Below are 14,867 nucleotides of genomic sequence, written 5' to 3'. Positions count from 1 at the left end.
TTCTACATCCGATTCCGGTTGGTCGAAGTATCTTGATAGCCAGTCGTTCCTGAACCATGGTTTGTAAAAGGGAGCAAAGGAGAGCGCGCCATGACCAAACTAGTCCTTCCTGACCAATCCCGAATTCTGGAGGCGGAGCGGCGTATTCGGCCACACCTGGGCGAAACGCCACTTCTGAATGTGCCTGACCTGGATGCCGCCGTGGGCCAGTCGCTTGGTCTGAAGTGCGAGAGCCTTCAGCGCACCGGCAGCTTCAAGGTCCGTGGTGCGTTGAACTGGCTGCTGACCGCCAGCGAAGACGAACTCAAGGCTGGCCTGGTGACGGTCTCTGCGGGCAACCACGCTGTTGGCCTCGCCTGGGCGGCCGCCATGCAGGACGTACCGCTCACGGTGGTGATGCCCGAGGGTTCCAGCCCGTTAAAGATTCGTCGTACCCGGGCGCTGGGTGCCGAGGTGATTGTTCAAGGCAGTATTCAGCAGGCCGTGGCCTTGTGCCACGAATTGCGGGACGAAAAAGGGCTGACTCTGGTTCACCCCTATAATGATGTCCGCATCATGGCCGGGCAGGGCACCGTTGGCCTGGAATTGCTGCGCCAGCGGCCGGATGTGGACCGGGTGTTGTGTCCGATTGGGGGCGGCGGTTTGATTTCCGGGCTGGGGCTGGCCATCAAGGCGCAGCGGCCGGAGGTGGAGCTGATCGGCGTGGAGCCGGAAGGTGCGGCGACCATGTTTAACGCCTGGCAAAAGCAGGATGCCAGTGCCAGCCTCGACTCGGTGGATACCTGGGCTGCCAGCCTGGCACCGGCGGTGGTGGGCGACTGCACCTACGCCGCCTCCCGCCAGGTGGTGGACCGGATTGTGACGGTTACCGAGGCGGGTATCCGGGAGGCCACGCGGCGGCTACTGACCGAGGCCAGGCTCTATGTAGAGCCCGGCGCCAGCGTTGGCCTGGCGGCGTTACTGGAAAACCAGGTTGCGCCTGAACCAGAGAAGACCACGGTACTGATCATTACCGGCGGTAACCTGGACCTGGAGCAGGTCAGTCAGTGCCTTTAACAGGCTAAACGAGCACGCTTAACTGACCAGCGTGCCGCCATCCACCGCCAGGCATTGCCCGGTAATGTGCCGTCCGGCCTCGGAGGCCAGCAGTACGGCGGCGCCCTTGAGGTCTTCCTCGCCACCAAAGCGCTTGAGGGGAATGCGCTCCAGCATCTTCTCACCTTGGGCATCCAGCAACCCCTGGGACATCTTCGACGGGAAGAATCCCGGGCAAAGGGCGTTCACGTTGATGTTGTGATGGCCCCATTCGGACGCCAGCGCGCGGGTGAAATTCACCATGGCGCCCTTGCTGGTGTTGTAGGCGATGGTCTTCATGCCTTCCGGGTTGCCGGACAGGCCCGCAATGGAGGCAATGTTGATCACCTTGCCAGTATTGCGGGGAATCATGCAGCGCTTGCCCACGGTCTGGGTCAGGAAGAAGGCGGCGTTCACGTTCAGGTTCATCACCTTCATCCAGCCTTCCGCCGGGTAGTCCTCCGCCGGGGCGCCCCAGGTGGCGCCGGCGTTGTTGACCAGGATATCGATATCGCCAAGCTGACTGACGACCTGATCCACCACGGAGGGTATGCCCTCCAGGTCAGACAGGTCCGCCGCAATGGTCACCACTTCAACGCCCTGAGCTTCCAGATGCGCCTTGGCATCATCCAGCTCATGCTGCTTGCGGGCGCTGATGGCGATTTTTGCTCCCAGTTCCCCCAGCGCTTCGGCCATTTGCAGGCCCAGACCGCGGGAGCCGCCGGTGATAAAGGCGACCTTGCCGGCCAGATCCAATAGTTGTTTTACACTCATGGTTATCTCCTTTAATGATTCAGGCGGTCTTGGCCAGCAGACCGTCGCTGACCTGTGCCAGGTGATGATCGGCATCGCCGAACAGCAGGTTGATCAGGGTCAGGCGCTTGAACAGGTGGGCGGCGAACATCTCGTCGGTCACACCCATACCGCCGTGCAGTTGCACGCCTTCCTGGCCCACATAACGCGCAGCCTGGCCGACCAGCGTTTTGGCCGTGGAGATGGCTTTCCGGCGGCTGGCGCGGTCGTTTGAATCCGCCTCGCTGGCGGCCAGGATAGCCATGGATTTTGCCTGTTCGGTGTGGATAAACATATCCGCCATGCGGTGTTGCAGCGTCTGGAACTTGCCGATGGCGACGCTAAACTGCTTGCGTGTCTTGATGTAGTCCAGGGTCGTGGTGTTCATGGCCTCCATGGCACCAACGGCTTCCGCACACAGGGCGGCAATACCCAGGTCCACGGCCTTTTCAATAGCGGGGTAGGCCTCATCAAGGGTGCCAATCAGGTTGTCGGCGCTGACAGTGACGTTGCTGAAGCTGATATCAGCCGTGCGGTGGCCATCGTGGGTGGCAAAGTCGTCCACTTTGACGCCGTTCGCGTCGCGATCCACCAGGAACAGGGACAAACCGGATTCATCGTTCACACCACCACTGGTGCGCGCGGAGACAATCAACTGGTTCGCCTGGCCGCCATGGAGCACGGCGGTTTTCTGGCCGCTGATCAGGAAATGGTCGCCGTCCTTGCGGGCGGTGGTCTGCACGTAGCTTAGGTTGTAACGTGCACCCGGTTCGCTATGAGCCAGCGCCAGAAGTCTTTCACCATTGGCGATGCCCGGCAGGATGTCGGCTTTCTGGGCGTCGTTTCCGGCATCCCGGATCAGCCCGCCGGCCAATACGACGGTCGCCAGGTAGGGCTCCACCACCAGACCGCGGCCAACGTTTTCCATCACCACCATGGTGTCGATGGCATTGCCGCCCAGCCCGTCATAGTCTTCCGGGAAGGTGAAACCGAGCAGTCCCATCTCCGCCAGGGCTGACCAGGTGGCGGGATCGGTGCCTTGTCCGGATTTGATGATTTCCCCTCGTTTTTCGAAACCGTATTCGTTGGTCACGAAGCGGCGCAGGGAATCGTTCAGCATTTGCTGTTCTTCGGTCAGTTCAAAATTCATAACGCCTCCTTACAGACCAAGCACGAGTTGGGCGATGATGTTGCGCTGGATCTCGTTGGATCCGCCAAAGATCGACAGTTTGCGCATGTTGAAGTAATCGCCGGCCGCCGGTGTGGCGTCGGCAGACCCAACTCTGGGGCCGTTGTAGTCCAGCTCCAGTGCCTCCGGAATATGGGCGATGGCGTCATGCCCGGTGGCCTCCATCAGCATCTCGAACAGCTGCTGGCCGATTTCCGTACCACGAATCTTGAGGATCGACGCCTGCGGCCCGGGGCCGCGTCTGTCGGTCAGGACTCTCAGGACGGTCAGCTCCAGAGCCTGAAGCTCCATATCCAGCTGGGCCAGGCGGTCGCGGAAGCGGGTGTTTTCGATCAGCGGCCGCTGGCCGTCCTGCTCTTCCCGGGCCACTTCCTTGAGGCGTTTCATGGCTGCTTTCCACTGGCCCACATTGGCCAGACCCGTGCGTTCGTGACCCAGCAGGAATTTGGCGTAGGTCCAGCCCTTGTTCTCCTCACCCACCAGATTGTCAGCCGGCACTTTCACGTTGTCGAAATAGACTTCGTTAATTTCGTGCTCGCCATCCAGCATGATGATGGGGCGAACGTCGATGCCGGGAGTGTTCATGTCGATCAGCAGGAATGAAATACCCTGTTGCTGCTTGCCTTCGTTGCTGGTGCGTACCAGACAGAAAATCCAGTCGGCATGCTGGCCCAGGGTGGTCCAGGTTTTCTGGCCGTTAACGATGAAGTGATCGCCTTCTCGTTTGGCAGACGTGCGCAGTGACGCCAGATCCGAACCGGAGCCCGGCTCGGAATAACCCTGACACCACCAGTCTTCACCACTGAGAATGCCCGGCAGGAAGCGCTGTTTCTGCTCATCATTTCCGAAGGTCATGATCACCGGCGCCACCATGCGTAGGCCAAAGTCCAACTGGCGGGGCGCGCCGGCGAGGGCGCACTCTTCCTCGAAGATCAGCTGTTCGATGGGGCTCCAGCCCGGACCACCAAACTCTTCCGGCCAGGTGGAAGCACCCCAGCCCTTGTTGAATAGGATTTTCTGCCAGCGTTCGGTCATCGCTTTGTCCGGGCGCAGGCGTTTCTGCACACGTTCGCGAATGTCGTCCGGCAGGTTGTCGTCTAGAAACTGGCGAACTTCAGCGCGGAACGCCTCTTGTTCGGGGGTGTAATTCAGATCCATGTTGCACCTCTTGTCTGGTGGCTCAGGTTGACGGTTTTGACTTCTGAGTTGCCTGTTGGTTTTTAATGCTGGGCTTATAAGCTCGGGGGTGGCGCCGAATGGGTATCCCCTTTCAAAACACGCTCCTTCGGCACATCCATGTGACGCTTGGGCTCCGCCATCCATGGCTCCGCACAGTTTTGAAAGGGGATACCCATCCGACGCTTCGAGTTCGTGCGTGCCTGCTTTCGTAAATCGCTTTGGGCGAACATTCCCCAGCCTCGGATAGCTGCACCTGTTGGCCATTGCATGAAGCTACGGGCGGCTGTTGGGTGGGGTGTTCCGAAACTGTGCGGAGCCATGGATGGCGGAGCCCAAGCGCACACGGACGTGTTTACAGCGTGTTTCGGAACACCCTACCCAACAGGCGCTTCCCCCAAAGCTTCAGGCAACCAAAGCTTTAGGCAACCTCAAACAACCCGGCAGCACCCATGCCGGTACCAACGCACATAGTAACGACGACGTACTTAACGCCACGGCGCTTGCCTTCGATCAGGGCGTGGCCAACGAGGCGTGAACCGGTGGTGCCGTAGGGGTGGCCGACGGCAATGGCGCCGCCGTTGACGTTCAGGCGATCCATCGGGATGCCCAGTTTGCGCTGGCAGTAGAGAACCTGAACGGCGAAGGCTTCGTTGAGTTCCCACAGTCCGATGTCGTCGACCGTCAGGCCGGCGCGCTTGAGCAGCTTGGGAACCGCGAATACCGGGCCGATGCCCATTTCGTCGGGCTCACAACCGGCAACGGCAAAACCACGGAAGATGCCCAGTGGAGTAGCACCGCGCTGTTCGGCCACTTTGCTGTCCATCAAAACACACGCTGAAGCACCGTCAGAGAACTGGCTGGCGTTGCCGGCGGTGACCACACCGCCTTCCATTGCTGAGCGGATCTTGCTGACGCCTTCCAGGTTGGTGCCCGGGCGGATGCCTTCGTCCTGGCTGACGGTCACTTCCTGGCTGCTGAGCTGGCCGGTGGCCTTGTCGGCAACGCCCATGGTGGTGGTGATGGGTACGATCTCGTCGTCGAACTTGCCGTCTTCACGGGCCTGGGCGGCCAGGTTCTGGCTGCGTACGCCGTATTCGTCCATGTCTTCTTTCTTGATGTCGTAGCGCTTGGCCACGGTTTCGGCGGTGTCCAGCATGGACCAGTAGAGTTCCGGCTTGTTCTTGGCCAGCCAGGGTTCCATGAAGTAGTTCTGGTTGACGTTGGCCTGGACGGTGGAGATGGATTCAACACCGCCGGCGACCATCACCGGCACCCGGTCCACGGCAATGTGGTGGGCCGCCATGGCGATGGCCTGCAGGCCGGAGGAGCAGAAGCGGTTGATGGTGGCGCCGGCCACGGAAACCGGCAGGCCCGCGCGGATGGCACCCATGCGGGCGACGTCGTTACCGGTGGAGCCTTCCGGCAGGGCGCAGCCCATCAGCACGTCTTCGATTTCGTTGGGGTCGACTTTCGAGCGCTCGACCGCGTGCTGGATGGCGTGGCCCGCCAAAGTAGCACCGTGGGTCATGTTCAGGCCGCCGCGCCAGGATTTGGCCAGGGGCGTGCGGGCAGTGGATACGATGACAACATCATTGGACATAACAATTCTCCTCAGGTCGGAGCTGCGGTTTAAACGCAGCCCCGGATCAATTCGTGGACCGGTTATTTAGCGTCGAAACCCTTGCCTTCTTCGGCGCGCTTGGCCAGAAGGGCCGCTGGCTCCCAGAAGCCTGGCTGGGTGTGACGGTCTTCGGTGAAGGCCTGCATGGCGCGGACCACGTTGGGCAGCCCGACTTCTTCGGCGTAGTGCATGGGGCCGCCGCGGAACACGGGGAAGCCGTAACCGGTCAGATACACCATATCGATGTCGGAGGCGCGCTGGGCGATGCCTTCGTCCAGAATCTGCGCGCCTTCGTTGACCAGGGCATAAACGCAACGCTCGACGATTTCCTGGTTGCTGATCTTGCGCGGGGTGATGCCCAGCTCGGCACGCACGTCGTCCACCACCTTGTCCACTTCCGGATCGTGCAGGGCGTTGCGGTTGCCCGGCTCGTAGCGGTAGAAACCGGCGCCGGTCTTCTGGCCGTAGCGGCCCATTTCGCACAGGCGGTCGGCCACCACCATCTTCACCATGTCCGGGTTCTCTTCATACTGACGCTTGCGGATGGCCCAGCCGATGTCGCCGCCGGCCAGGTCGGCCATACGCAGCGGGCCCATGGCAAAGCCGAACTTCTCGATGGCCTTGTCGATTTGCTGCACGCTGGCGCCTTCCTCCAGCATCAGCAGGGCTTCGCGCTGGTACTGGTTGATCATGCGGTTGCCGATAAAGCCGTCGCAGACGCCGGATACCACGGCGGTCTTCTTGATCGCCTTGGCCAGTTTCATGGCGGTAGCCAGTACGTCATTGGCGGTCTTTTCGCCGCGTACCACTTCCAGCAGCTTCATGATGTTGGCCGGGCTGAAGAAGTGCAGACCGATGACGTCTTCCGGGCGCTTGGTGAAGCTGGCGATCTTGTTCAGGTCCAGGGTGGAGGTGTTGGAGGCCAGGATGGCGCCGGGCTTGCACACCTCGTCCAGTTTCTCAAAGACGGACTGTTTGACCCCCATTTCCTCGAACACGGCTTCGATCACCAGATCGACGTTGCCGAGGTCGTCATAGCTGAGAGACGGTGTTACCAGCTCCATGCGGGCGCGGGCGTCGTCTTCACTCATCTTGCCTTTCTTCACCCGGCCTTCGTAAGCCTTCTGGATGGCGGCCATGCCGCGATCCAGGCCTTCCTGCTTCATCTCCACCAGTGTCACGGGGATGCCGGCGTTGAGGAAGTTGATGCTGATGCCGGTACCCATGGTGCCGCCACCGATCACCCCGACGGACTGGATATCACGGGTGGGGGTGTCAGCGGGGACATCGGCAATCTTGCTGGTCAGGCGCTCGGAGAAAAACGCGTGGCGCAGGGCGCGGGATTCCGGCGTCTGCATCAGGTTCACGAAGGCTTCGCGCTCGACTTCCATACCCTTGTCAAAAGGCATGGTCACGGCGGCCTTTACCGCGTCCACGCACTTCAGCGGCGCCGGATAATTCTTCGCCATGGCACCCACAGTGTTGCGGGTGAACATGAAGAAGCCTTCCGGATTGGGGTGCTTGGCCTTCAGGTCACGCACCTTCTTCAGCGGCAGCTTTTCGCTGACCACCTTGGTGGCGTAGGCAATGGCGGCGTCCAGCAATTCGCCATCGACGATCTCGTCAAATAATGCGCTGCCCTTGAACTGCTTCGCAGGTACCACGCTGCCGGAGACAATCATGTTCAGGGCGTGTTCGGCGCCAATCACCCGCGGCAGGCGCTGGGTGCCGCCGGCGCCGGGCAATAGGCCCAGTTTTACTTCCGGCAGGGCAATCTGGGCATCGGGCTTGGCGATGCGGTAATGACAACCCAGGGCCAGTTCCAGACCACCGCCCATGCAGGCACCGCTGATGGCGGCGATGACCGGCTTGCGGCTGCTTTCCACGTAGTTGATTACGGTGTTCAGGTTGGGTTCGGCGCTGGCTTTGGGCGAGCCGAATTCACTGATATCGGCACCGCCAGAAAAGGCGCGATCGGAGCCGATCAGCACAACGGCTTTCACGGCCTCATCGGTTTCCGCCTGGCGGATGCCGTTCACAATGCCCTGGCGTAAAGCGAAACCGAGGCCGTTGACCGGTGGGTTGTCGAGTCGGATAACGGCAATAGCGCCGTTAAGATCGTAATGGGCGGTACTCATTGGGCAGCTCCCTGATACTGGAATCGGGTTGATCGTCGGCATGAAGACGCGCGTTGAAATCTCCATACACTGGTGTATTGTTGGTCCATACACTACTGTATGTTATGTGCAGGGTCAACGGTTTCAAATTTGTTGTGCCTGTTCATGTAGAATGCCCTCAACATCGCCAGCAGCAGGATCTGAGTACCGAATGACTGATGCCAAACCGACCAAACGCAACAGCCGCCAGACGCCGGAAAAAGCGCAACTGACCCGCGACGATTGGCTGGACGCCGCCGCTGGCGAAGTGGCCGCGGGCGGTTTCAGCCAGCTACGGGTGCTGACGCTGTCGAAAAAACTCGGTGTCACCCGGGGTAGTTTCTACTGGCACTTCAAGGACCATGAGGATCTGGTGGTCAGCTTTCTCGACCGCTGGCGGGATCGGCGTTTTCACGAACTCCAGTACTGGAAGCCCAAGGGCGGGGATGTGGAAACCGAGCTAAAGCAGATTCTGGAGCTTCTGCTCACCGATGCCTCCCGCAACATCCGTCGCCTTCAGGTTGAGCTGGCGGTGCGGGATTTCGCCCGCCGGAATGATTATGCGGCGGAGCTGGTGACCGAGGTGGACGAAGCACGGATCAATCAGAACTGTGAGCTGTATCAGCGTCTGAGTAGTGATCCCCAGCACATACGGGATCTGGCGCTGCTGATGTATGTGGCCACCATCGGCTCGCAGGTGGTGCTTACGGGCAAGAAGGGTGACGCCGAGACCATTCGCCGGGTTGAAGACCTGATGGCACGCCTGGCGCTGGGGCAGCGTGATGACGACTAGATGGCTGGCCCTTCTGGCGCTGGGCGCCTGCATTGGTCTTGCCCAGGCCGCCCGTGCAGCGGAGAGTGCTTGCATGGAAGGCGCGAAAACGGAACTGGAGCAGCTGTACTGCCAGGTCGTTCGCGAAGGAGGGGGTGCCGGGTTGCCTTCCCCAACAGATTTCAAACGCAACGATCCACAAGTGCAGGCGTTGCTTTTGCGGCGACCCGCCGGGCGTCTGGGGCTGGACGTGCCAGACGTCGGTGTCTCGGCAGCGCCAGGGAGCCCGCCCTCGCAGGCTGGCCCGGAACTTGTGGGTTCAGAGCCTGAAGCTGAGTCGGAACCCAACGGGCAATTGACGGAGTGCCGCCTTCAGGGCCAACGCATTACCTGCCCACAACGGCGTTTCGATCTGGTGACGAACCAGCCCAACAGCAAATTGAAGGACGGTGTCCTGGCGTCGAACAACCGCCTGGGGCTTGGCCCGTTCGAAGGCAACCGGAATGATGAGGAAACGGTGCGGCGCTATCTGTCAGATGCCTACGATCGCTATATCCCCAAAATGGTGGACATCGGCCTGGGCGCCAGCACCATGAGCTTCACCGCATTCCATCACGCCTTCCACACCATGGAAGGCGGCGGTGTCGATTTTGCCCGGCGCATGGAGCAGACCTTTACCCTGCTCAAACAGGACAAGAAAAACCTGGCGGTAGACACCCGTTATCACGATGAGCTGCCGGACGACCTCTCCCTGTGCACGGTAATCAACCGCGACATCATTGTGTGCGATAACGTGGGCACCAACTGGGTGTATGTGAGCCCGACCCGCTAGCACTTTACTCGGTTTGCAGAAAATCGTTGAGGTAGCCCGCCACCGCGGCCGGCTGTTCTTCCTGCAGAAAATGCCCCGCCTCCACCTGCTCCACTCGCACGGACTCAAAACACGCCTCAATGTGATTGAGATATTCCGGGATAATCACCTTGTCCTTGTTGCCATAGACATACATGGATGGCATCGGCCAGCGATGGCCCGCCGTGGTGGCCCAGCGTTTGGCGTCATCGCGAAAGGTTCGGTAGTAGTTGGAACTGGTACCGGGGGTGCCCGGAATCCGGAAGGTGCGCACGTATTCGTCGAACGCGTCTTGCGGAAAGGGTTCACCGTTCCAGGTGCGCAGGAAATGTCCCAGCCAGGTCTCTTCGGCGCCGGGGACCATGGCTTCCGGCAATCCCGGCGTCTGCATGAAGTGCTGGTACCAGTATGCGGCACCGCTACCGGCGCGGACCTTCTCGATGACTTCCTGGTTGCCCTTGAGGTTGTTGATGATGGCAATGTTCATGATCACCATCCGGCGCACCCGGTCGGGGATGGCCAGCGCCACTTCCTGGGCGACAATACCGCCCCAGTCGTGGCCCACAAGCTGGAAGTCTCCGATGCCCAGGCTGTCCAGCAGGCTGATCACATCCTGCGCCATTGCCTGTTTGCGATAATGCTCGACTTCCGGGGACCGTTCACTGTCGCCCAGCCCCCGCAGGTCCGGAGCGATGACGCGAAAACCCGCTTTCAGGTATGCCGCCACGTGCTCCCAGCAGTAGGAGCTCTCCGGCCAGCCGTGGATCATCACCAGTGGCTGGCCCTCGGGGCTGCCGCCTTCCCGCCAGGCGAATCGGCCCCGGGGCGTTTGTTGCTGTTTCGGGTCGGACAGTTGCATTGCGGGACTCCATGTCAGTTAACGGAACTTGTGCGAAACCTTAAACGGCCCGGCGCAAAGGCGCAATCAGCGGGTGTCCACAGGCCGGCCCAGGTCCCTGAGCACGGTGTCCACAACCATCGGGCTCCACAACAGGCGGTTGTGACCCAGACCACTGGTGCGTAACACCTCCGCCTTGTCCCAGGTTCCGGCCACTCGCTGGCTTTCTTCCGGCGAAATGGACGTGTCGTCGTCATCAATGACGATCAGGCCCCGCTGGGTGAGTGAGCGGGAAAGAGTCTCAAGGTCCAGTTGGTCCCACACCGACGCCCCAAAACGCTCCTCCATCAGTTGCAGGTGAACGGACAGCACCTCCGGACTCAGCCCCAATTGTCTGCCCAGGTTCTCCATCACGGCGGTCAGACTGACCGGCGGCGCCAGCATTGCCACGTAATTGGCCTGAAGTCCGTCGGTGATGGCCCTGGCCACGGCGATGCAGCCAATGGAGTGTGCCAGCACGCCGTGAACCTGACCGACACTGGCCGCCACCTTTGCGATGACTTCGGCCATTTCATACAGGTTCGTACTTTCGCCCTGGGCGCGGCCATGGGCCGGGGCGTCGAAAAGCACCACCCGGTAGCCGGCTTTCACCAGTGGGTCGACCCAGGCGCCGAACTGGATGCCGGCCCCGGCCCAGCCGTGAACGCCGAGAATCACCGGGCCCTGGCCCCAGGAATACACCGGAATGGTGCGTGAGCCATGTTGAAGCTGGGTATAGCTATCGGTGTTGTCCAGCAAATGCTCGTAGCGGGTGGGCATGGGCAGCCGGGATGGCCTGAATGCCATCCGGTTAACCAGTCGCCCGGCTTTCTGGGGCGATACCCGCGCATACAGTTGCAGCGCCAGCCGCGTGGCGGAGAGCCCGACATTGGTCGGTGCCTTTGCAGGAGTGGCGGAATGGTGAAAGATTTCAGACTGTGTATTCAGTTGTGAGGTCATGGAGAAAGTCCTTCTTCGTGCTCTGGTGGATGACAGGATCAGATTAGGGCTTGCGGGTTACCAGCAGGAGTGTCATATTTGACATATAAAGTGCGAAAAGGGCCACTTCCATCATGAACATTGCAATCGTTGCCTTGCCTAACTGCCATGCCTCCGGAGTGCACGGTTTGATGGATTTCTTTACCGTGGCCAACTACTGCGGTCGTGTCCCGGCAAATCACAATGAACTCTTGTTCGACTGTCAGTTGGTGACGGTGGACAACGAGCCAGTGCGTGGTTATAGCGGTGCCATGGTTACGCCAACGGTTCGTCGCGAAGATTTCCAGCCGGATCTCATAGTGGTGGGTTCCTCTGTGGAGGCGGCGGTCAGCGCTGAGCGGGTGGAGCGCACCCTGGCGCCAGCCATACCTCTGCACGGCTGGCTGCGACAGAGTTTTGAGCGGGGAGCTGTGCTGGCAAGTGTGTGCACCGGCAGCTTTGTGTTGGCGGAGGCGGGCTTGCTGGAGGATCAGGTTGCCACCACGCACTGGCGCGCTGCGCCGCTGTTTCGCAACCGCTACCCCCGAATCCGGCTGGAGGAGGAGCAGTTGCTGGTGGATAACGGCCAGATTATCTGCGCCGGTGGTGCCACGGCGTTTATGGATCTGTGCATCTACCTGGTGGAACGCTTTGCGTCACCGTCAGTGGCACTGGCCTGCAGCAAGATGCTGGTCCTGGATGGCCGTCGGGTGGAACAGACGCCCTACATGGCGTTCTACAGCCGCAAGGCCCACCAGGACGATGCCATCCGCAAGGCGCAAACCTGGCTGGAGCAGCACTATTCCGAACCGCTCACCATCGATGATGTCGCCGAGGTTGCCGGCCTGGGCACGCGAACCTTCAAGCGTCGGTTCAAGGAAGCGACCGGAGAGACGCCCATTGGCTATCTCCAGCACCTGCGTATTGAGGCCGCCAAACACAAGCTGGAGTCGAGCCGCGAGCAGACAGCCCGGATTATCTGGGGTGTGGGTTATGAGGATGCCAGTTCTTTCCGGCGGCTGTTCAAACGAACGGTGGGCTGTACCATGGAGCAGTATCGCAAGCGCTTCAGCTACGTGACACCCATGGCGGTGTAACCGGACGGCCTTTCCAAGAGTTTCATACGTTCACTTCCGTACGGCAAAAAATGCTTTGGCAAGCTATGCTTACCGGCTTTCATTAACCGTTGGAATGCCCGGAATGCTTGAGACGTTTTTCGCCACCTACATCAGCAGCACCATTCGCTTTCTGTTCCTGCTGGCGCCCTTTTTTGTGGTGACCATGTTCCTGGCGCTGACGCGGGGGCTGCCGGTGGCTGAAAAGAGCTCAATTATCCGCCGGTCCACGTTGTCGGCGCTGATTCTGGGGCTGATATTGTTCTTTGCGGGCCCGCTGTTGTTCAACGCCATCGGAATTACCCTCAATTCCTTTCGTATTGGCGCTGGCAGCTTGCTGTTCCTGACCGCAATCAGCCTGGTCACCAGCGGTACCCGCAATCACGCCACGGGCCTGCCCGAGGAAGATCGTGATGATATAGCGGTGGTTCCTTTGGCGATCCCGGTGATGATCGGCCCGGCCACCATTGGTGCGATCATGGTTTATGGCGCGGAGTTGAAAGCCGTGCCGGAACTGGCCGGTGGCCTGTTGGGGCTGGTGTCGGGGTTGCTGATTCTGGCCGTGCTTTTGCACCTGTCCGGGTATCTGGAAAAGGCTCTGGGTAAAACCGGCCTGAACATCCTGTCCAAGATCAGTGGCCTGATCCTGTCCGCGATGGCGGCTGAAATTGTACTCACGGGTATTGCCGGGTTTATTGCGTCCGTTGGCTGATGGTGGCGGGTTTCTCCAGCCCGTATTGCTGTTGCAGGGACTGAACAAGCGCCTGGCGATTCGTCAGGAATTGATTGAACTCCGCAATGATCTCCGGGTGCCCAAGGGTAGACAGGTGGTAATGGCTTGCCCTGGTTTCCATCAGCCTGGGGGCCGGCACCAGACGGTCGCCGACATTGAGTACCTCAAACTGATGCTTCGCTACCGGCGCCGCCAGGTTGAATGTCTCAACCCGACCGGCCAGCGCCATTCTGACGAGGTTGGAAGGTCTTCTTGCGGTTTTCAGTTCCACTTGCCCTGAGTCAATCCTGTCCTGGAATTTCCAGGGCGTGAAGCCGTCGATGGTGCCAAAGTCCCGCATGTCGTCAGGCGCCATGTGAGCTTTGCCGGCGGTCACATAAATGACGTCCTCGAAGGTCAGTAGCGGTTTCGTATAGGTCACGGAAATGCCCCGTTTCTCTGGTCTGTTCCAGTTGGGGTTGTCCGGTATGGCGAAATCGTACTCTCCGGCGGTGTATTCGTGGGTCATTCTGCGGATGGGGCGAACGTGATAGGTGAACTCGATATCGGCATAATCGGCAAAGGCTTCCATCAGGTCCGCCATGTAGCCGGAATAACGATTGTTGGCCGGATCGGCACGGTAGATCGGATAATAATCGATGTCCTGGACCACCACCGTGTATTGTCGGGGCTCCGCATCGGTATAGCCTGTAAGCCCGAGCATCAGGAAGCAACAACACAGCCATTGGCGTGGCCGGTTGGGGCCGGTTATCAGGGAGGCGAGCATAAGCGTTACCGTGAACCGAAGATAACAAACGTACTGACATAATAGTAAAGTACGTGAGTGATGAGTATTAGCGGGATGGCTAGCACGTCTGTTTAACCCCTGAAAAGGCCTCGCAAGCAAAGCTATGAGTGTTAACACCATTGAGCACAATCGCACCCGGCAGAACTTTGATGGCGTATCATCGGTCTGGTTGTTCGGTTACGGGTCGCTTATTTACAAAGTGGACTTCCCTTTTCTGGAGCAACGGCCGGCGAGTATCGAAGGCTGGGTTCGCCGTTTCTGGCAGGGGTCCCATGACCACCGGGGTACCCTGGAGGCGCCGGGGCGGGTCGTGACGCTGATCAAACAGCCCGGGGCAATGTGCAAGGGGATGGCTTATCGGGTGTCTCCGGATGTCTTTGAGCACCTGGATCACCGCGAGAAGAACGGCTATCTGCGCTTCAGCACCGCCATGACCTTTGATGATGGCAGCCAGGAGCAGGGCCTGGTCTACATTGCCACCGAGGACAACGAGGCGTTTCTGGGCCACGCGCCAGAAGCGGATATCGCCCATCAGATTGCCCGTGCGGCCGGTCCTAGTGGTCGCAACGACGAATACCTGCTGAAACTTGCCCAGGCACTGCGCCATCTGGGTGACGATGATCCCCATGTGTTCATGATTGAGCGCTTGCTGCCTTCCTGAAGGGCCTGCCCGGCCCCTGCTTTTTTCCCCTAAATACCCTAAATGGGCCATGCGCCCGAAACGCCCGGTTGATAGCTTGATCC

At 60.1% G+C, this 14,867-nt stretch carries 14 protein-coding genes; 6 read left to right on the top strand and 8 right to left on the bottom strand.

Translation table 11 applies throughout. The features are described from left to right. Positions 1-90: 90 nt before the first annotated feature. The gene (locus ACJO5Y_RS19885) at positions 91-1,056 is read left to right on the top strand and encodes a threonine ammonia-lyase (RefSeq protein ID WP_406989582.1); all 966 of its coding nucleotides are present in this window, start codon (positions 91-93) and stop codon (positions 1,054-1,056) included. Between the two features lie 18 nt (positions 1,057-1,074). Here ACJO5Y_RS19885 and ACJO5Y_RS19880 read toward each other — a convergent pair whose 3' ends face one another. The 5 genes from ACJO5Y_RS19880 to ACJO5Y_RS19860 all read right to left on the bottom strand — a co-directional run bounded on the left by ACJO5Y_RS19880 (position 1,075) and on the right by ACJO5Y_RS19860 (position 7,993). Then, a complete protein-coding gene (locus ACJO5Y_RS19880; protein ID WP_406989581.1) occupies positions 1,075-1,848 on the bottom strand; it encodes an SDR family oxidoreductase in 774 nt (257 codons plus the stop codon). Positions 1,849-1,867: 19 nt separating this feature from the next. Then, the gene (locus tag ACJO5Y_RS19875) at positions 1,868-3,016 is read right to left on the bottom strand and encodes an acyl-CoA dehydrogenase family protein (RefSeq protein WP_406989580.1); all 1,149 of its coding nucleotides are present in this window, start codon (positions 3,014-3,016) and stop codon (positions 1,868-1,870) included. Positions 3,017-3,025: 9 nt separating this feature from the next. Next, entirely contained in the window at positions 3,026-4,213 is a 1,188-nt protein-coding gene (locus ACJO5Y_RS19870; RefSeq protein WP_406989579.1) for an acyl-CoA dehydrogenase family protein, read from the bottom strand. Between the two features lie 439 nt (positions 4,214-4,652). Further along, positions 4,653-5,834: an acetyl-CoA C-acyltransferase gene (locus ACJO5Y_RS19865; protein ID WP_406989578.1), complete on the bottom strand. Its 1,182-nt coding sequence runs from the start codon at positions 5,832-5,834 to the stop codon at positions 4,653-4,655. Positions 5,835-5,896: 62 nt separating this feature from the next. Then, on the bottom strand, positions 5,897-7,993 hold the full coding sequence (locus tag ACJO5Y_RS19860; protein ID WP_406989577.1) for a 3-hydroxyacyl-CoA dehydrogenase NAD-binding domain-containing protein: 2,097 nt from the start codon (positions 7,991-7,993) through the stop codon (positions 5,897-5,899). Between the two features lie 190 nt (positions 7,994-8,183). Here ACJO5Y_RS19860 and ACJO5Y_RS19855 point away from each other — a divergent pair, with 190 nt between their 5' ends. Then, the gene (locus ACJO5Y_RS19855; RefSeq protein ID WP_406989576.1) at positions 8,184-8,804 is read left to right on the top strand and encodes a TetR/AcrR family transcriptional regulator; all 621 of its coding nucleotides are present in this window, start codon (positions 8,184-8,186) and stop codon (positions 8,802-8,804) included. Next, positions 8,794-9,615 (top strand): hypothetical protein, encoded by an 822-nt coding sequence (locus tag ACJO5Y_RS19850; RefSeq protein ID WP_406989575.1) that lies wholly within the window; start codon positions 8,794-8,796, stop codon positions 9,613-9,615. The genes ACJO5Y_RS19855 and ACJO5Y_RS19850 overlap by 11 nt, the downstream gene beginning before the upstream one ends. 4 nt (positions 9,616-9,619) lie before the next feature. Here ACJO5Y_RS19850 and ACJO5Y_RS19845 read toward each other — a convergent pair whose 3' ends face one another. Continuing rightward, positions 9,620-10,492 (bottom strand): alpha/beta fold hydrolase, encoded by an 873-nt coding sequence (locus ACJO5Y_RS19845; protein ID WP_406989574.1) that lies wholly within the window; start codon positions 10,490-10,492, stop codon positions 9,620-9,622. 66 nt (positions 10,493-10,558) lie between these two features. After that, positions 10,559-11,470 (bottom strand): alpha/beta fold hydrolase, encoded by a 912-nt coding sequence (locus ACJO5Y_RS19840; protein ID WP_406989573.1) that lies wholly within the window; start codon positions 11,468-11,470, stop codon positions 10,559-10,561. A 113-nt stretch (positions 11,471-11,583) separates the two neighbouring features. Here ACJO5Y_RS19840 and ACJO5Y_RS19835 point away from each other — a divergent pair, with 113 nt between their 5' ends. Further along, entirely contained in the window at positions 11,584-12,585 is a 1,002-nt protein-coding gene (locus ACJO5Y_RS19835) for a GlxA family transcriptional regulator (RefSeq protein WP_406989572.1), read from the top strand. A 103-nt stretch (positions 12,586-12,688) separates the two neighbouring features. Then, a complete protein-coding gene (locus ACJO5Y_RS19830) occupies positions 12,689-13,315 on the top strand; it encodes a MarC family protein (RefSeq protein ID WP_406989571.1) in 627 nt (208 codons plus the stop codon). Here ACJO5Y_RS19830 and ACJO5Y_RS19825 read toward each other — a convergent pair. Continuing rightward, positions 13,296-14,102, bottom strand: coding sequence for a substrate-binding periplasmic protein (locus ACJO5Y_RS19825; protein ID WP_406989570.1), 807 nt, complete (start codon positions 14,100-14,102; stop codon positions 13,296-13,298). The genes ACJO5Y_RS19830 and ACJO5Y_RS19825 overlap by 20 nt on opposite strands. 124 nt (positions 14,103-14,226) lie before the next feature. Here ACJO5Y_RS19825 and ACJO5Y_RS19820 point away from each other — a divergent pair, with 124 nt between their 5' ends. Further along, entirely contained in the window at positions 14,227-14,784 is a 558-nt protein-coding gene (locus ACJO5Y_RS19820) for a gamma-glutamylcyclotransferase (protein ID WP_406989569.1), read from the top strand. Positions 14,785-14,867: the final 83 nt, after the last annotated feature.

The sequence above is a fragment of the Marinobacter alkalisoli genome (assembly GCF_045449855.1).
In the GTDB taxonomy this organism is placed as follows: Bacteria; Pseudomonadota; Gammaproteobacteria; order Pseudomonadales; family Oleiphilaceae; genus Marinobacter.
Note: the sequence above shows the minus strand (reverse complement) of the source record. Positions and strands in the feature narration are given on the sequence as shown.